Consider the following 17,683-nt stretch of genomic DNA (forward strand, 5'->3'; position numbering starts at 1 on the left):
GGTCTGAAACGCTTAACCCTGGCTCCCCGGCTGTTTTCCGCCGGGGATCTCATCTCAGAACGGCTTGCGTTGCAGGCTGCTTCGCCACTCCCGCCTCTCCAGCAGATGTTCATCCGGCGAATCCGCCGTATCAACCTGACTGCCCTGCTCCAGCCATCGCGCACTGCGTGAATGGGGATGACTTTCGCTGATCACCTGTTGTGAAAACGCGCCAAACGATAACAGCAAAAACAGTAATGCACTGGCCAGCCTCACTTTCATACGCACACCTCTTTGGTAACGGTGCCGCTATGCTGCCCGAAGGGTTTTCATTTTCTGTCAGTAACAGGCAAAGTTATGTGGTAAGCGGGAACAAGCTGCGACGGGTTTAACCGCGGTTCAGGATAGTCCGTCAGCCCGGCATCATAAGTTTCCCGGCTAACCGTCCGTTTTCTTTCAGGAGAATGCTATTGAACCTCAATCAGTTTGATCAGCCGGTCGGTGAGGCTCTGCCCGACTGGCAACCGGTCACCAGACCACCCTGTATGCCACTCACGGGTCAGCACTGCCTTCTCCTGCCGCTAAGCATCGATCATGCAGAACCGCTATTGCAGGCATTTATGCTGGCACCGGATGATCGCGACTGGACCTGGCTGAGCGCAGAGCGGCCCGCCTCTCTGCCGCAGATGCAGCACTGGATTGCGGATAAAGTGGCGGATGCGGCCCTGGTGTCCTTCACGGTCTGCTCGCCAAATCAGCAGCCCTGCGGCGTGGTCTGCTTCGCCAGCATTGAGCCGGGACACGGCACTGTTGAAATCGGTCACGTCACCTGGTCGCCGCTGATGCAGCGCAGTGTCATCGGCAGCGAGGCGATTTATCTGCTGCTGCAACAGGCTTTCTCGCTCGGCTATCGGCGAGTGGCGTGGCGCTGTGATTCAACCAATATCGCATCACGACGCGCAGCAGAACGGCTGGGGTTCCGCTTTGAGGGCCGTTTTCGTCAGGTTATGACGCGTAAACAGCGTAATCGCGATACCGACTGGCTATCAATTATTGACCGTGAATGGCCAGATGTTCAGCGCGCCCTGAGTGCCTGGCTAAGTGCGGATAATTTCGCTGCCGGGGGACAGCAAAAGCGCCCGCTCAGCGCCTGCTTCGCCGACGTTAACCCGGCTGATGCAAACGCGACAAGTCCTGAACGCGGAGCGGATGCTGGCGATTAATGCAGCCGACGCACGGTCAGTGCCGCTGACCAGCGCTGTCGCTGACAGCGCGGGCAGACAGCCTGCTGCTCAGCCTCAATGATCTGCGTCTGGCCGCAATGGGTGCAGGCATAGAGCGCGCTGACCGGCACAGTGCTGTAATCCTGCCGGTGCTCAGGAGGCAGTACGCTTAACCCGGCGCGCATCTCATCGTCATCGTAGAAATAGAGGCTGAGCTGACCATCGACCTCCACCAGCGCCAGCCGGATCTGCCCCAGATGCTCCACACCACTCTGCCGTAACTCCATATAAAACTCATCTTCGGAAATATTCAGACGATCCAGACTCTCCAGCACATACAATCCCTCTTTAATCAGGGTAATCACGTCGCCCTGAATAAGCCGTGAAAAGCGCGGGCTGTGCGCCGTCAGCCAGGTCGTGAAGCGGTAGAGCGCCAGCAGGACTACAAACACCATAATGACCGGCAGCACCGGCACATCATCGTAAAATGTCACATCACCGGACGCGGAACCCAGCGTCAGGATCACCACCAGCTCGAACAACGACAGCTGGCGCACGCCGCGTCGTCCTGAGACTTTCAGAAAGGTGAACACCACCAGATAAGCGATCATGACCCGTACCACCACCTCAAACAAAAAGGTGGCCGGTTGATCGTTAAGTAAGAAACGGTGCCAGTCGAATGAGAACATAGTCTGTAAAACATCCTGTTTTAGGGGGCGCGCATCGTCGCATCACCCGTTGATGACCCGCAGATTCAGGCCAGTGATAAGTAAATCTTGTCGCCAGCCCGCCAAAAGGCAAGCGAAGCTGTAACGCGAATGTGGGCGAGTCTGACCTCTCTGCATGTTGAGGAAAAGGTTAACAAAGCTGAAAATGGCGCTGACACTATTCACGCTACGCTTATCGGGCCGTTCGCAAAACCGCATGCTAAAACTTCCTGTTTCTGGCTGGATAATTTTTACCGCTGCGCTTTTTTCTTTTACTTCAATAAATTGCGAACCAAACCTTACTGCCTATACTTTCCAGTAAGGCTTCCGCAAATCCTTTCAACATCCAGAGAAGCCAGCCTTTTTCTGCCGATAGCGTCACTGGCCTATACCTGCTATCTCACTCGTCCACACCGCGACAGGCCCTGATGCCTGCAACTCAGTGTCTGTGGCTTATGGCATGGATCGCCCGTCCGTTCAGAGTGGTCAGATCGATCAGTCTGCAATGCATACCCTAACGCCCTGACCCGTTTCACGACGGCTCGTCAGCGGGAAGCGTGTTGCTTTTTTTCGGGAGATGCCATGACGCCCTTTTCCAGTTTCTGGCAGGCCGGCTACGAAGGTGCCGATCATATCAATCCTGCCGGCCTTGCGCTGTCGATGAACGATCTTAACCAGCATCAGGCGCGTGCAGCAGAAGATTATGCCGCGCTGGCCCCCTTTTCCATTCGCACAGTGCGCGAAAGCGTCGGCTGGCGGTTATGTGAGCACGATGGCCGCTATGACTTCTCGACGGTCGCGGCCCGGATGCAGGCCGCAGAGCAGCAGGGCATTCAGCTGAGCTGGACAATCTGCCACTACGGCTGGCCCGCTGGCGTCAGCCTGTTTGACCACGACTTTGTCAGCCGTTTCGCCGCCTTCTGTGGCGCACTGGCCCGCTTCCTGGCCCCCTGGTATCAGCAGGCGCCAGTCTACTCTCCGATGAATGAGATCTCCTTTGTCAGCTGGGGTATCTCGGTAGGGCTGTTCACCTGTGAGGCGATCGCTGAGGCGGATCGGGCGGATGCCGCCAAGCAGCAGCTGGTGCGCGCTACGCTGGCAGCCTGTGATGCCATCTGGCTGGCCGATCCGCGAGCCCGTCTGCTGCACTGTGATCCACTGATCCATATCGTGCCCGATCCCGCCGATCCGGCCAGCGATGTGCTGGCACGTGAGATGTGTGACACCCAGTTTCAGGCGTGGGACATGCTGAGCGGCAGGCTTAACCCGGAACTGGGCGGCGCCCCACGCTATCTCGATCTGATTGGCGTGAATTACTACCACGACAATCAGTGGGAGCAGGGATCAAACCGGCGGCTTTACTGGCATCTGGGCGACAGCCGACGCCTGCCGCTGCATCGGATGCTGCAGCAGGTCTGGCAGCGTTATCAGCGGCCACTGCTGCTGGCGGAAACCAGCCACGTCGGCAGCGGACGCGGAAGCTGGATCCTTGAGATCGCCGCGCAGGTTGCGCAGGCGCAACTGGCAGGCGTTGAGCTGCACGGCATCTGCCTCTATCCGATCCTCGATCGTCCCTTATGGGAGGAGACGACTTTCTGGACCCGCAGCGGTTTGTGGGATCTCGATCTGCTGGGGGCCGATCCCTATGCCCGCCAGCTACAGCAGCCTTATGCCGACGCATTACGTCAGGCGCAGCGCTTTTTGCAGCACATCCACTCCTCAAAACACCCCTGTCAGGAGCACACTATGAAACCACCTGTTCTCATTGTTTTCAGCCATTTACGCTGGGGATTTGTTTTTCAGCGTCCGCAGCAGCTACTGACACGACTGGCACAGCACTATCGCGTGCTGTTTGTCGAAGAGCCGGTCTGGCAGGCGGGGCCACAGGGTCTGCATCAGAGCTCGCCTGCCGCTAACATCACGGTGATCCAGCCGCATACCGACAGCGACGCGCCTGGTTTCCACGACAGCCAGATCGCCTCGCTGCTGCTGCTGCTGACGCCGCTGCTGGAGGAAGATGAACAGCCGCTGATCTGGTTCTATACGCCGATGGCGCTGCCGTTGCTGACCCCTTTTGATCCGTCACTGGTGATTTACGACTGCATGGATGAGCTTTCCGCTTTTCAGAATGCACCGCGCCAGCTGCAGCAGCGCGAATCCGCGCTGATGACCCGCGCCGATCTGGTCTTTACCGGCGGCACCAGCCTCTATGAAGCGAAGCGTGACAAACATGCTCAGGTTTACTGCTTTCCCAGCAGCGTCGATGCTATTCATTTTGAGCAGGCGCGCGATCGCAGCAATCGACATCCGATGCAGGATGCAATTCCGGCACAGCGTCTTGGCTATTACGGCGTGCTGGATGAGCGCATAGACCTGCCGCTGATTGCGGCGCTGGCGGACATCCACCCCGAATGGCAGATCATTATGGTCGGGCCGGTGGTAAAAATTGATCCCGCCAGCCTGCCGCAGCGCGACAATATTCACTGGCTCGGACAGCAGCCCTATCAGGCGCTGCCGCAGTTTCTGGCGGGCTGGGATGTCTGTCTGATGCCGTTTGCCATCAATGCCTCGACGCGCTTCATCTCACCGACCAAGGTGCTGGAGTATATGGCGGCGCAGCTGCCGATTGTCAGTACCGCGATTATTGACGTAGCGCGGCATTACGCAGAGGAAGTGGCGGTGGCAGAGAGCCCCGCTGAATTTATTGCCGCCTGTGAACAGGCAATGGCGATTGGTGCCGCAGAACGGCTGGCGCTGGCGGGACGGATGCAGGCAAAGGTCGATGCCACCTCATGGGATCGCACCGCTGAACAGATTCATGGACTGATCCAGCAGGCGCTGACGCAGCGTCAGCCCGCACTAAGGTCGGCCAGCCAGGGCAGCGCGCAGGCGAATATCACGCCGTTAACCCCATTGATGCTGGAGAGTGAAGCTGTGCCCTGCCTGATTATCGGAGCCGGGCCAACCGGGCTGAGCGCCGGTTATCACTATGGCGAAGGCGCAGTGTTACTGGAGAAAAATGCCACGCCTGGCGGCTGGTGCCGCTCGATTGACGATCAGGGTTTTACCTTCGACTATGCCGGTCACATTATGTTCTCGCAGGACCCGTACGTCTTGCAGCTGTATGAGATGTTGCTGGGCGACAACCTGCACTGGCAGGCGCGTGAAGCCTGGGTCTACAGCGACGGCGTTTATACCCGCTATCCCTTCCAGTCCGCGCTGCACGGCTTGCCGGTCGAGGTGGTAAAAGAGTGCGTGCTGGGCGCTATCGAGGCGCGTTATGGCGAAACAGCCGCCGCCGCCGCTGTGCCACTGGATCGGGCGCGGGCACGGCGGGACTGCTGCGCAGATGGCGCGATCCCCGATGAGGGCAGCAGCACAGGCGTGGTGGAAGGCGAAGAGGATTTCCAGCACTTCATTATGCGCACCTGGGGCAAAGGCATCGCGCGTCACTTTGCCCTGCCCTACAACCAGAAACTGTGGAAGGTGCCGCTGACCGACATGGAAACTTCATGGCTGGGCGGACGCGTACCGCTGCCCGATCTGGCGCAGATCATTGATGGCGCACTGCAACCGCTGGCGAAACCGGTTGGCCCCAACGCCCGTTTCGGCTATCCGCTGCGCGGTGGCTTCCAGGCGCTGATGTCCGGCTTTTTGCCGCACCTGAAATGTACGCTGGAAACGGACGCCACCCTGACCCGCCTCTACCCGCAGGCGCACGTCGCGCTGCTGGCGGATGGTCGCCACTACCGTTATGAGCAATTAATCAGCACTATGCCGCTGCCGGAGCTGATTAAACTGATGGGCGATGAGGTGCCGGAGAGTGTGCAACGGGCGGCGCAGCAGTTGCAGTTTGTCTCGGTGCGCTGCGTTAATCTGGGGATTGGCCGCGCTGACCTGACCGAAAAGCACTGGATTTACTATCCTGGCGATACGCTGTTTCATCGCATCTTTGTGCAGGGCAATGCGAGTCCGCACTGCAACCCGCCGGGCGGTTTCGGCTTAACCTGCGAAATCACCTATAACACGGCCAATCCGCTGCCGCTGGCGGGGGATGCGCTGATTGAGCGCTGCCGTCAGGATTGCATCAGAGTTGGCATGATCACCGCGGACGATCCGCTGCTCTGTGCCTCAGAGGTCGATATGCCCTACGCCTACGTGGTCTATGACCATGCGCGCAGCGCTAACGTGGCGCTGATCCGCCAGTGGCTGCTGACCCAGGACATTCATCTGTCAGGCCGCTACAGCGAGTGGGAATATTACAACTCGGATCACGCCTTCCTTGCCGGTAAACGCGCCGCCGAAAATGTCCGGCTGCAGCATGTCAGCGAACGGACGCTCGGCTGACCCGGCGCAGTCGCTACGAAAGCCGCTGGCTGCACTTCGCGGCTTTCAGCGACTGTAACTGCGTCAGTCGCCGCTCCGCCTTCTGGCTGGCATTGTATTTCGCAATGCCATTGCCCAGCCCGAAATCCCCGACAAATCCCAGTACGGTCAGTGCATCGAACTGGCCGGTCTGCTCAATATCACTCTGCACGCTGTGCGCTTTCACCAGCTCCTGATCCAGCGCGCTGCAATTCAGCATCGCCGTCTCTTCCGGGGTGACCGCGGATGCCTGCGGATACTGCTTGGTGGCGCAACCGCTTAATACCAGCGTCAGCAGCACGATTAAAACGCTCTGTTTACTCATTTTTCATTGCCTGTTTTTTATCCAGTTAATACTGTTATCGGCAGCATCCCCCGGGATCATGAGTCTCTGACCTACCAATAATGGTCGAAACCGCTACGCTAATGTAGGATTCAGCGCGCTGCTGTCAGTTGCAGCGTGTTACCTATAGGAAGTCACGCAGCGAACGCACATTGCCCGTTCATCACTTCTGCCAGACCTTTCAAAGAGTTAGCCAGCATGATGCTGTCATCAGCAGCGTTTAAAAAGCAAAGCCTGACCGATAATCAGTGACGAGGCAGCCGCATAAGCAAAGCCAGACACAGAAAATTCGCGCGTCGGGTTTATCAGAGTTGTTCGAGATGAGGTTTTTCCATGCGTTTTAAAGGATTGAACATCGGGTTTTTCATTTTGATTCTGGCTATCGCCACCCTCGGTTTTTTCGAGGTGCTTTCGCCCTATTTCTCGCCGATTTTATGGGCGGCGATTCTGGCGGTGATTTTCCATCCGCTGAAAACGTATCTGCGGGTCCGAATGGGCGAACGCAATGGCCTGGCCGCGTTGATTACCCTGCTCTGTATCTGTCTGATTGTGTTTACGCCGCTGGCCATTATCGCCTCATCGCTGGTGGTCGAAACCAACGCGGTCTATCACAAACTGCAGACCAATTCGGCGCAGTTCCCGGCGGTCTTCGCCGATCTGTTGCAGCATCTGCCGCGCTGGGCAAAACATTATCTGGCTGAAAATAACCTGGATAACGCCGAACAGATTCAGCAGAAGCTCTCCTCGTTTGCCCTTAAGGGCGGTCAGTATGTGGCAGGCAGCGCCTTTATCATCGGTAAAGGGACGTTCAGCTTCACCGTCGGCTTTGGCGTGATGCTTTATCTGTTGTTCTTCCTGCTGAAAGATGGCTCCTATCTGGTGCATCTGATCCTGGAAGCGCTGCCGCTCTCAACCTACGTGAAGCATCACCTGATGGTGAAGTTTGCGGCCGTGGCGCGCGCGACGGTGAAAGGCACGGTGGTGGTCGGTATTGTTCAGGGTATTCTCGGCGGGCTGGCATTCTGGTTTACCGGTATAGACGGCAGCCTGCTGTGGGGCGCACTGATGGCCTTCCTCTCCCTTATTCCGGCAGTCGGTTCCGCCATTATCTGGGTGCCTGCGGCGATCTTCTTCTTCGCCACCGGTGCACTGTGGAAAGGGCTGTTCCTGGTGGGCTTCTTCGTAGTGATCGTCGGACTGGTGGATAACATCCTGCGTCCGCTGCTGGTCGGCAAAGACACCAAAATGCCTGACTATCTGATTCTGATCGCCACGCTGGGCGGCATGGAGATTTACGGCATCAACGGTTTTGTAATCGGTCCGGTGATTGCCGCTCTGTTTATCGCCTGCTGGAACCTGCTCTCCGGACGCGATAACCGCGAAAACATCGAAGCCATCGACGAAGAGTTTATCGAAGAAGGTAAGAAACAGTCCGATACCGCGGCAGAGGCTGCGGCTGAAGCGGCGGCGGCCTCCGCCGATGCGGCTGCAGAGACGGAAAGGAAAGTCTCTGCGTTAGCCGCCTCGGAGAAAGAAACAGCGGAAAAGAAAGCGTAATCTGAGTCAACCATAAAAAACCTACTTTTCAGTGGGTTACAGACAGCTTACTTGGTTGAATCAGTTTTACTCTGACAGCAATGAATAAGCTCACAACGCGCAGGGTTCTGGGTCAGAAGAGGAAAGCGTCCCGCGCCAGGACGGCGCGGGCCGAGCATGTCATGGACGACGGCCTTTGCGTCTTTCCGATCTGACCCAGTACCCTGAGCAGGCTCGATCCAGCAGCAATCCAAAGCCAGAATTTCCCAACCATAAAAAAACCCACCTTTCGGTGGGTTCTTTTTTTAACCTGAGAACAGCCGCGAATTAGTTAGTCGCTTTGTTTTTCAGATCTTCAGCACCCTGCTTGGTTTTATCCCAGCCTTTCTCAGTGCCTTCTTTGGTTTTGTGCCAGCCTTTCTGCGTACCTTCGGTGATTTTACTGCCGGTGGTATCGCTTTTGCCTTCAGCGGCGTGCTCAGACTTCAGCTTCAGCTCTTTGCCTTCGTTCTGGGTCTGATGCAGTTTTTCCTTCGCGGTATCGGCGCCTTTATGCGCTTCCGCAACGGTGTTGTCTGTGGTGGTAGCAGCAAATACCGGCGAGGCCAGCAAAATAGCAGACAGTGCAATAATTGATTTCTTCATAATTCCCTCTGTATGAATCGTTGCCGTGTAGGTTTTAATCCTGGCATAGTGTTCCCAGGAAAGATTTAAGAATAAACCAGGAATGAAAAAGGGCCAGTTTTCACCAGAAAAAGCCGCCGGTTGTAGCTTTTTCGTCCATTACCAAAGTGCGAGTTGCGGATTGTTATCCGGTTTCGGCTGGCTTCGGCTGACACGAGCAGGCGGTGCAGGCTGCTGCATCTGATGAGTGATCCACTGCAGCAACACCGTCACTATATAGGTCTGCTGCTCCGCGCTCAGCGGCTGGTGCTGTCCGATGTTATGCCACTTACTCAGACAGCCACGACAGCAGGTTGCGGTGGCGTGCTGAGCGATAAACACCGGGTGGCCGCGCATCGGCGTCTGCTTGCCATCATTTTCAGGCTGCGCAGGCGCCAGCCGCTGTGCCACAAACTCAGCGGCGTGCTGGCGCAATACCGGCTCGCCTTTGCTGCTCGCATAATCATATTCCGCGCGTCCCAGACGAAAGCGCTGACGGAACGGCGAGCGTGACAGCCGGGTAAAAAGATCGTCAGAAACCTTCATGCTGATTGCCAGTCACTCATATTTACGTCCCGCCAGATAGCGTACGCCCTGCGACCCGAACGCCTCACGATGGAGTTCATTGGGCTGCAGATGAAATGTCTCACCGGGATGATAGGTGGTATCGCCTTGTTCGGTACTGATGGTGATGTCACCACTCAGAATCAGTGCCAGTGCTTCAAAGGGATGTACATGATTATCAAGCTGGGCGGCGGCTGCACGCTCAATCAACAGAGGCTCGTCAAAACCCTGTTCGGCTAACAGTTTTCTGAATTCGTGTTCTGTCATCGCAACTCCTCAGTGTGGATCTGACCCTTAGCAGTGTAGACGATCTTTATCGCCGCTTATGGCACTCAACAGGTTACGTAAAGTAGCGCAAGCAGGGTTGTTCACCGGTCAGGCCAGTGCTGTACTTGCCGTCTCGTTACAGACATTTTGACATCGGGATAACGCAAAAGTATGTCTCAACAGGAGAAAACTGCCCTGCTGCTGATTAATCAGCGCTCGCGCAAAGGACGCGCCGAGGCCAGCCGCGCACAGTCGCTGCTGGCTCAGGCCGGGTTCACCCTGCTGCAACCGGCCGGAGATGATACCCGCAGCTACAGCGAATTAATCGCGGCGTATGCCCATCGCGTTGATGCGGTGATCGTCGGCGGTGGCGACGGCACGCTTAATGCGGCCGCGCCGGGACTGATGCAGACCGGCCTGCCGCTAGGCATTTTACCGCTGGGCACCGCCAACGATTTTGCCCGCACGCTGGGCATTCCTGCCAGCCTGGAGTCCGCGATAAAGATTATCGCTGACGGGCAGCTGCGCGCAGTAGACCTGGGTGAAGTGAATCAGCACCTGTTTCTGAACGTCTCCAGCATCGGCTTTTCGGTGGAACTGGCGCGCAACCTCACGGCGGAATCGAAAAAACGCTGGGGAGTGGGCGGTTATGCCCTGGCGGCTTTGCGGGTGCTGCGGCAGAGCCGTCCCTTCAGCGCTACGCTGGTGCATCAGGGCCATCGGACGCCGATCAAAACGGTTCAGGTGTCGGTGGGCAATGGACGCTTTTATGGGGGCGGCATGACAGTGGAACAGCGTGCCGCACCGGACGATGGGTTACTGGATGTCTATAGTCTGGAGCTGCAGCATAGCTGGCAGCTCATTGCGCTGCTGCCCTTTCTGCGGCGCGGCACTCACGGTCGCTGGCGTAACGTGCGGGCATTCAGCGCCACGGAGCTGACGATTGAGACGCGCCGTCCCCATTACATCAATGCAGATGGTGAGATTATCGGTCAGACACCCGCGCATTTTCGCCTGATCGCCAGTGCACTGCGGGTTTATGCACCGGGCGACAGCGCAGCAAAATAGCCCGACGGTGGGCGTGGTAACCGATCGCGGTGAGAAACTAGTGCTGGGTGCTCTTTTTTTCAGCGTAGTCGATGTGTTCGGAAAGATTGGCGACCAACTTTTTCGCCATTTCGAGGGTCAGACCCAGAAACAGGGTCTCCTGCGGGCCCTTTTCACGCGGGGCATTGGGATCGATATAACCGAATTTCACTACCAGTGCCTGATGGGTATTCAGGGGACCAATATGCCAGCCGGTAACCGGGTAGAAGGTAAATCGCGTAAATTCATTCATTTAATCCTGACTGTAAAAGCATAACGCTGATTGATAGTCAGGCCAGCTCTGATGATAAAGCATGAGTGGAATACTCAGTCTGAACGAAATCGACAGGATTACAAGGGAAGCGGCATAACAAGCGCAGCGTGACGCAATGAGGATCTGTAATGCATCCAGGGCCTGCTGCAGCAAGGGGATGAGGATATCTCAGGCGTGTGTAACCTGCGCGGCTCCGGCACGGGCGCTCTCCTGTCAGGCCAGGGCGAACGCCCCTCAGGACTGTTTATCGGCTCGGGGAATAATCGAGATATGGCCGTTAACCTCCAGCACCGCATATTTAATCTGATCAAATCGCTCCAGCCCCTGCCCGGAGCGCGCCGCTTCCAGCACATCATCAGGACTGATGCCGGTCATCTTCATGCGGTCAGTCAGCAGATTACCATTCTCGACCAGGATCACCGGGCCGCCATCGATCACCTGCTCCACCACCGGAAAGCGACTTTTCAGTTTGCCCAGCACAATATCAATCGCTACCAGCGTGATAATAGTCAGCGCCGCGCCGGTAACAGAAAAATCGTCGCCCAGCAGCGCCTGCTGAGTTGCTTCACTGATGATCAATAGCAGAATCAGATCGAAAGAGGTCATCTGCAACAGAGTGCGTCTGCCGGCAATTTTGAACACGACCATCAGCACCAGGTAGATCGCTGCGGCACGTAATACCGTTTCCATAAAGCGCCTCTGTCAGGGATAAATCCATTGGGTAAAACGGGCCGGAGCATGGCCGTCACCGTGAATAGTGACGTGAATGCGGCCCGCATTGCGCGGCTGCAGGCCAAGCCAGATCGCGTGATCCGGTCCGGTGTTGCGGGCCGAAAAGGTCAGCCGCAGATCGCTGCCAATCGTCACCGCCTCCAGCGGTTGAGGCTGCAGCGTCTGGATTTGCAGGTTATCCAGGGCGCCACCGCCAATCGTAACGGTAAAGCGATCGGTTACCGGTGCGTTGTAGCGAATGCGCATATCCATATTGCTCTCAACCCGGCCAAACCGTTCATACTCCACCTGAATGGTCCCATCCGGCGAGCGGGCGCTGCCGTTACTCAGCACGCCTTTGGAAAAGAGTCCGCATGCCCCCAGAATCACCAGCGCAATCAGGACGTATTCACCTATACGCTGAATCAGCCATTCACGACGTATCCAGCGGAGGTTTTCCTGAATCGGTACTGCCTGGCCGCTGCTATCCTCTTTTTTCACCGTGACCTCACACACTGTTGGCTCAGGAACAAAAACTGCACGCTGCGTTAAGCATAGCCAGACAGTATCGGTTCACTATCTGGCGGGTCGTGACCTTTTCACCGGGACAATCTGGCACCGCATCCTGCCGTTTACAGCCAGCCGGAGCGACGCAGTTTGGCCCACAGCCCGCCGCAGGCCAGCAGCGTCAGCCCCACCGCCAGCGGATAGCCATACAGCGACTTCAGCTCCGGCATATGCTCAAAGTTCATGCCATACATACTGAAGACTACGGTCGGGATCACCAGGATCGCACCCCAGCCTGCCAGCTTTTTCACCACTTCATTCTGCTGCACCGTCACCAGCGCCAGATTGACCTGCATGGCGCTGGTCAGCATTTCGCGCATATCTTCCGCGTCGGTGACGACATGGCGGGCGTGATCCTGCACGTCGCGGATGTAGGCGCGCAGCGGACGCGGGATCAGATCTTCATGCAGGTGGATCAGCTGATTACAGATCTCCTCCACGGGCAGCGCCGCATTGCGTAGTTTCAGCAGATGACGCCGCACGGTGTAGACCGACTGCACCGACTTGCGATCAAATTCACTGGTGAAGAGATCGTTCTCCATCTGTCCGACCCGTTCATTCAGCGAGGTAGAAAGCTCCGCATAGCGATCAACAATAAAATCGAGCAGGCAGTAGAGCGGATAAGCGGGACCAAACTTCAGCAGCGCCGGGTTTTCAGCCGCCCGCTGCCGCACCGGGGTGTAGCTTTCAGAGGCGCCGTGACGGATGCTGATCAGGAAGTTTTTTCCGACAAAAAGATGCGTTTCGCCCAGTTCGCAGCTGTCATCCTTAGCGCACACCGTTTTCACCACGATAAACAGCGATTCGCCATAGTGTTCGATTTTAGGTCGCTGATGGGCATTGAGTGCATCCTCAACCGCCAGTTCATGAAGGCCGAACTCCTCTTTAATCTTCGCCATAAACTCAGCGTCTGGCTGCCACAACCCGAGCCAGATAAACGCCTCCGGCTCTTTGATCACTTCACTGATATCATCGACTTCGACCTCTTCGCCCGCGCATCCCGGACGATACACCCTGCTGCTTACGATCATCTTCTGCTTTCCCGTTGTGACAATACATGCAGCTTAGCCAATCCCACGCCTGTAACCGGATAAAAACCGTAAGGATTTGCTGCGACGCTGTTCGATCAGCGGCTTACCACTTCAGCCCTAATCCGGTGGAGAAAATGCCTTCGTTCAGGGTATCCGGTATGCCGCTGACCAGATTACGGTGATAGCCAACGTGCAGCGTTGACCACGAAGTCAGGCTGTAGCGCAGGCCGACTTCGGCATCCAGCATAAATACGCCGTCATCATCCAGCGAATGGCCAACATCGCCATTGCTGTAAAGCGTGACCGATTTGCCCAGCAGATAGCGCTGATAGTTCCAGCGCAGCGAGCCGCCAAAGTGCCGCTCTTCCCGGTCATCGCTGTAGCCATACTCAAAGGCACCACCCAGCACCGAGAGTGAGAACGCGCTCAGTTCGGTATCCCACAACTGATAACCCGGACCGGTGCCGATTAGCGCCTGACGTGACAGATTCTCCACCCAGTCGCGCTTGTAGGTGGCGCGGGTCTGCCAGAAGAACTGCTCCCTGACCAGATAGTCGAAGGCGTAGCGCAGGCTGTAGTTATCGGTATTGATGTTCTCGTTTTCCTGCTCGCGATTGTAGGTCGCACCGATATCGTGACGCCATTTTCCCTGATTCAGTTTCGTGTTGAGCGCGAAGCTGTAGTCGTCAGTTTTGGTCGAGGCTTTTTTGACCTTCACGCCTGCATCAATGTTGCCGGTCCAGGCAAGCTGATCGCTGCGGACTTTGGCTTTCATAAACTCATCAATGCGCCGCAGCGAAACCTGCTGCTCCTGCTCGTTGCGTTCCACCCAGACATAGCCGGGATCGGATGAGGAGAGCCGCACCTGATAATGTTCGCCAGTCTTTTTGTTTTCGACATTCACCGGATTCTCGCTGGCGAGCGTACTGACCGCACTCCAGTCCAGCGTGACGGTACCGGCGTAGTGTGTCTCTATCCCCAGCTTGCCGTCGCTGAGATAACGAATCGTGCCGGTCAGCCGATCGCCATTATTCAGCCAGACGGTATCGGCAGTGGCCTGCTGTGCCCATCCGGCGCAGCAACTGATGACCAGCAGCGGGATAAACGAGGTGGCGCAACGCATAGCTTTCCCTGTAAAGGCGTCGTCTTGCACGGGCGACGCGTCACCGCAAATTCTGACCTGACAATTAAGCCGATTCTGCGACGATATGCAATGCGCCGCCTGGCTCAGGAGAGATCGTGCAGTGCTTTGCCGAGCGGTGGAGTAATAGCGAAGTCCGTAAAACTCATCGCCAGCCCTTCACGTTCCGGTGAACAGCCCATCACTCCGACAAACCGCCGCCCCTGACCGGGCCACGGGCAGAGCCGTAACAACGGCCAGCTCACGCCGTCGGTAGAGTACTGAATTCTTAAGGCCGCATTTTCCAGCGTGGCGCGCAGCCAGAACTGGCTCGCATCGCCGGGAAACACACCGGTAGACCAGTCGGAAAACTCGCGCGTCACCACGCTGCCAATGGCGGGCTGGTCATCGTTAAACTCAATGCCCGCCTTAACCCAGTGCGTTTCGTTATCCTGAATAAACAGCCCGGCCTGATCGTAGAGCTGACTGAAATCCGCCCTCACCTGCACCTGAACGGTAAAGTCGTTTTCCACCCAGAAGCCAAAAGCGTGGCCGCTGTGCCGTTCGAAGCCATACCAGGTACGCTGCCAGAAATCGCTGTTCAGCGCGGTTTCGAACCTCAGCGTATCGCCATCCAGACTGTGCACCGGCGGCTGATTAATCCAGACGCCACCTTCAGTGGTAATTGAACTGACTGCTGTCATAGGCACTCCTTTGGATAAGTTAAACCGCCCGCATTCTGGCCGATCTGCGGCGTGGCGATTGACCTGATTATCATAGCGTTGATTGGTGAACGGGCGGCAGACGATTGCGGCAAATCTGATGGTGTCGATGTGGCAGGCAGTGAGGTCAGCAGACCCGTGGCTGCAGATACTCCGGCTCTGTTTGCGGTTTCGCTTATATGCCCTTTATTCTCCTGCTGGCAATAAATAACAGCGACCAGGTCCAGTTCACTGAACTATTTCATTTTGTTAATCCCCTGGCGAAAACAGCATTTAACAACCAGGCTTGTTTTGTCTGAGGGCAACTGAACTCATTAAATATAAGGATTAAGCCACCATGGTAGATAAATCAGAGATTTTAGATCACGCGCAGGTTGTTGATGTGAATGGCGAACATGTCGGGATTGTCGACCACTTCGAAGGCGACGATAAAATTAAGCTGGCGAAAAGCGATCCTGAAGCGGGCGGCAAACACCACATTATTCCATTCAGCTGGGTGAAAGAGGTTGATGATAATAAAGTCATCCTTTCTAAAGCCAAAGCGGATGTTGAAAGTGAGTGGCAGTCTGCATAAAACATTAGCCGTGGCGCCCGCCACGGCTTATTTCATTTATTCCGCAATGTAATTTCCGCCTCCTGCCCTGCCCATCTTTTATTTATTACTGCTTTATATTTCACACCGCCTGAAACGTCTTCAGCAATATCTGTCAGATTTTTACTTTCCATGACGCGGTGCTCCCTGTTTTTATGCCCGGTGGCGGGTGGTCGTAAGCGGAGGGTTTGGAGCGGTCATCATGGCATTGCGGCGGGAGGGGAAAAACCACCAGAATGGCACAGCACTTTTCCGGATCTCTGTCGGTATCCGGCGGGCATAAGAAACGGCGGGTGAAGTAAAACCTGAGATCCTCACCCGCTGCGGGTTATTCCTGTTTTGCTGCGCGATCCCGCAGCACTTCACCCACCACCGGAACCGCTGAAAAGGCATTTGGCCAGCCAGCATAAAACGCGGCCTGAGTGATAATCTCGCCCGCTTCTTCAGCCGTCAATCCGTTGTCCATCGCCCGGTTGAGATGGTAGCTAATTTGCGCACTTTGTCCCGAAGCAATCAGCGCGCTGACCGTCACCAGACTTCTGTCTCGAGGTTGTAGCGCTGGCCGCTGCCACAGATTGAGAAACAGCGGATCAGCGGTGAATCTGACCAGCCCGGGCGAGATCGGCCCCACATTTTTCTCCACCGTCGCAGAACGCTGCTGTTCAGCTGCCTGATTCAGTGGCAGCAGTGGCGGAGAGGCTTCGGCCAGTTGATCGGCACCAATGCCTCGCGCCTGAAACACATTTTTGGTTACCGCAATTGCGGACATCGCATTGGGCCAGCCGGAATAGAACGCCAGGTGAGTAATTATTTCGGAGACTTCAGCAGGCGTCACTCCACTATCGAGCGCCACACCGGCGTAATGTTGTAACTCAGCAGGCTGGTTGCGGGCGATGAGAATGGCAAGCGTGACGATACTGCGGTCACGGATCGAAAGTGCGTCGCGTTTCCAGAGATCATCGGTTATCGCTTCACGTCCGAAACGAGCCAGTGCGGGAGAGACGGACTCAATGTCGGCAACCGAAAGGCTGGATGGATTGACGTTCAACATAGTTTCACCTCTTTTGGGTTCAGCAGCGGCCAGGTCGGCCAGCATCATGGAGATCGCGGCGGCGGCAATCACTTTTTTCATCCTCTGATCAGCTCCCTGGTAAAGGTCAGTTAACAAAAGAATTGAGAGCGCCGCGGTTTTTCAGCAGAGCAGGCACCACGGGGATCGCCTCTTTGCGGTCGGTCATCTCAGCTGCCAGCCGGATATAGTCGCGAAAATGGGGCGTTTCGCGGTGCTGCTGATAGGCGGCGTCACTCGCGTAGATTTCATAGAAGAACCAGCGATATCTGTTTTTCGCATCGGTCGCGGCATACATCGCCAGTACGCCCGGTTCCACCTTCAGTGATTCCGCCATTTCAGGCAGCACAATATCGCGGAATGCCTGCTGATCGGCCGTTTTCACGTCAACAATCACCAGGTTATTAATGGTTTCTTTATTCTGTACGAAGGGTTTATCACCCAGAAACTGCGGCTCCAGCACGGCGCTCTTTTTCTGGCCGATAAGATCAGGTGCGCGTGTAATAAAAGACCGGTACGGCTCTGAACTGAGATGTTGCTGGTATGCCTCTTCACTCGCATAAATTTCAATCATATAAGCCTGATGAGCATTTTCTTTATGTTTCAGTGAATACATCGCCAGCGTACCTGGTTGCTCTGCCAGCGAACGGGTAATATTATCTCTGGCAACTTCATCGTACTGTCCGTTTTTCCCGGCCTTAATTTCCATTTCATGCAGATTAATGACACGATTTGTGGGTTCTGTTAAAGCGGCTGCCGATGCCGGGCCGGCCATCAGCAGAGTCAGAGTCAGAGCGGTAATATTGTTCACGGTCTGCCTTAATTATCGGATGAGGTGATTTGCGATTCATTCGGTGCATTAAC

19 protein-coding genes are annotated in these 17,683 nt (G+C 56.1%); 5 read left to right on the forward strand and 14 right to left on the reverse strand.

Going from position 1 to position 17,683, the window contains the following annotated elements; all coding sequences use genetic code 11:
- Positions 1-54: 54 nt before the first annotated feature.
- On the reverse strand, positions 55-261 hold the full coding sequence (locus tag OK412_RS12875) for a hypothetical protein (protein WP_010259007.1): 207 nt from the start codon (positions 259-261) through the stop codon (positions 55-57).
- A 188-nt stretch (positions 262-449) separates the two neighbouring features.
- Here OK412_RS12875 and OK412_RS12880 point away from each other — a divergent pair, with 188 nt between their 5' ends.
- A complete protein-coding gene (locus OK412_RS12880; RefSeq protein ID WP_010671262.1) occupies positions 450-1,202 on the forward strand; it encodes a GNAT family N-acetyltransferase in 753 nt (250 codons plus the stop codon).
- Here OK412_RS12880 and OK412_RS12885 read toward each other — a convergent pair.
- Positions 1,199-1,891: a DUF421 domain-containing protein gene (locus OK412_RS12885; RefSeq protein WP_010259010.1), complete on the reverse strand. Its 693-nt coding sequence runs from the start codon at positions 1,889-1,891 to the stop codon at positions 1,199-1,201. The genes OK412_RS12880 and OK412_RS12885 overlap by 4 nt on opposite strands.
- A 600-nt stretch (positions 1,892-2,491) precedes the next feature.
- On the opposite strand from OK412_RS12885, the gene OK412_RS12890 reads away from it, so the two are divergent.
- Entirely contained in the window at positions 2,492-6,256 is a 3,765-nt protein-coding gene (locus OK412_RS12890) for an NAD(P)-binding protein (RefSeq protein ID WP_264353227.1), read from the forward strand.
- Between the two features lie 13 nt (positions 6,257-6,269).
- On the opposite strand, the gene OK412_RS12895 is transcribed toward OK412_RS12890, so the two are convergent.
- Complete coding sequence (locus tag OK412_RS12895; RefSeq protein WP_010259013.1) at positions 6,270-6,599, reverse strand: hypothetical protein; 330 nt, start codon at positions 6,597-6,599, stop codon at positions 6,270-6,272.
- A gap of 351 nt (positions 6,600-6,950) precedes the next feature.
- Between OK412_RS12895 and OK412_RS12900 the strand changes: the two genes are divergently transcribed.
- Entirely contained in the window at positions 6,951-8,174 is a 1,224-nt protein-coding gene (locus OK412_RS12900; RefSeq protein ID WP_033756854.1) for an AI-2E family transporter, read from the forward strand.
- A 306-nt stretch (positions 8,175-8,480) separates the two neighbouring features.
- Here the strand turns inward: OK412_RS12900 and OK412_RS12905 are convergent, their stop codons facing one another.
- The 3 genes from OK412_RS12905 to OK412_RS12915 all read right to left on the reverse strand — a co-directional run bounded on the left by OK412_RS12905 (position 8,481) and on the right by OK412_RS12915 (position 9,647).
- The gene (locus OK412_RS12905) at positions 8,481-8,798 is read right to left on the reverse strand and encodes a hypothetical protein (protein WP_010259015.1); all 318 of its coding nucleotides are present in this window, start codon (positions 8,796-8,798) and stop codon (positions 8,481-8,483) included.
- Between the two features lie 138 nt (positions 8,799-8,936).
- Complete coding sequence (locus OK412_RS12910; RefSeq protein ID WP_250327307.1) at positions 8,937-9,362, reverse strand: DUF4186 domain-containing protein; 426 nt, start codon at positions 9,360-9,362, stop codon at positions 8,937-8,939.
- A gap of 12 nt (positions 9,363-9,374) precedes the next feature.
- On the reverse strand, positions 9,375-9,647 hold the full coding sequence (locus OK412_RS12915; protein WP_010259018.1) for a cupin domain-containing protein: 273 nt from the start codon (positions 9,645-9,647) through the stop codon (positions 9,375-9,377).
- Between the two features lie 171 nt (positions 9,648-9,818).
- On the opposite strand from OK412_RS12915, the gene OK412_RS12920 reads away from it, so the two are divergent.
- Entirely contained in the window at positions 9,819-10,715 is an 897-nt protein-coding gene (locus OK412_RS12920; protein WP_010259020.1) for a lipid kinase, read from the forward strand.
- Between the two features lie 37 nt (positions 10,716-10,752).
- Here the strand turns inward: OK412_RS12920 and OK412_RS12925 are convergent, their stop codons facing one another.
- The 6 genes from OK412_RS12925 to OK412_RS12950 all read right to left on the reverse strand — a co-directional run bounded on the left by OK412_RS12925 (position 10,753) and on the right by OK412_RS12950 (position 15,140).
- Positions 10,753-10,986: a hypothetical protein gene (locus OK412_RS12925; protein WP_010259022.1), complete on the reverse strand. Its 234-nt coding sequence runs from the start codon at positions 10,984-10,986 to the stop codon at positions 10,753-10,755.
- 255 nt (positions 10,987-11,241) lie between these two features.
- On the reverse strand, positions 11,242-11,697 hold the full coding sequence (locus OK412_RS12930) for a DUF421 domain-containing protein (RefSeq protein ID WP_052272104.1): 456 nt from the start codon (positions 11,695-11,697) through the stop codon (positions 11,242-11,244).
- A 12-nt stretch (positions 11,698-11,709) separates the two neighbouring features.
- Positions 11,710-12,219 (reverse strand): hypothetical protein, encoded by a 510-nt coding sequence (locus tag OK412_RS12935; RefSeq protein ID WP_228379703.1) that lies wholly within the window; start codon positions 12,217-12,219, stop codon positions 11,710-11,712.
- Between the two features lie 131 nt (positions 12,220-12,350).
- Positions 12,351-13,316: a magnesium and cobalt transport protein CorA gene (locus OK412_RS12940; RefSeq protein WP_010259025.1), complete on the reverse strand. Its 966-nt coding sequence runs from the start codon at positions 13,314-13,316 to the stop codon at positions 12,351-12,353.
- A gap of 103 nt (positions 13,317-13,419) precedes the next feature.
- Positions 13,420-14,439: a DUF481 domain-containing protein gene (locus OK412_RS12945; RefSeq protein ID WP_010259026.1), complete on the reverse strand. Its 1,020-nt coding sequence runs from the start codon at positions 14,437-14,439 to the stop codon at positions 13,420-13,422.
- Between the two features lie 104 nt (positions 14,440-14,543).
- Positions 14,544-15,140, reverse strand: coding sequence for a DUF1349 domain-containing protein (locus OK412_RS12950; protein ID WP_010671254.1), 597 nt, complete (start codon positions 15,138-15,140; stop codon positions 14,544-14,546).
- 355 nt (positions 15,141-15,495) lie between these two features.
- On the opposite strand from OK412_RS12950, the gene OK412_RS12955 reads away from it, so the two are divergent.
- Positions 15,496-15,732, forward strand: coding sequence for a DUF2171 domain-containing protein (locus OK412_RS12955; RefSeq protein WP_003854080.1), 237 nt, complete (start codon positions 15,496-15,498; stop codon positions 15,730-15,732).
- 346 nt (positions 15,733-16,078) lie between these two features.
- On the opposite strand, the gene OK412_RS12960 is transcribed toward OK412_RS12955, so the two are convergent.
- On the reverse strand, positions 16,079-16,882 hold the full coding sequence (locus OK412_RS12960) for a carboxymuconolactone decarboxylase family protein (protein ID WP_264353228.1): 804 nt from the start codon (positions 16,880-16,882) through the stop codon (positions 16,079-16,081).
- Positions 16,883-16,907: 25 nt separating this feature from the next.
- Positions 16,908-17,630, reverse strand: a complete 723-nt coding sequence (locus OK412_RS12965; RefSeq protein ID WP_264353229.1) for a putative quinol monooxygenase — start codon at positions 17,628-17,630, stop codon at positions 16,908-16,910.
- Positions 17,631-17,683: the final 53 nt, after the last annotated feature.

Origin of the sequence: Pantoea sp. JV6 (genome assembly GCF_025910055.1) — a bacterium.
GTDB classification, from domain to species: Bacteria; Pseudomonadota; Gammaproteobacteria; order Enterobacterales; family Enterobacteriaceae; genus Pantoea; species Pantoea agglomerans.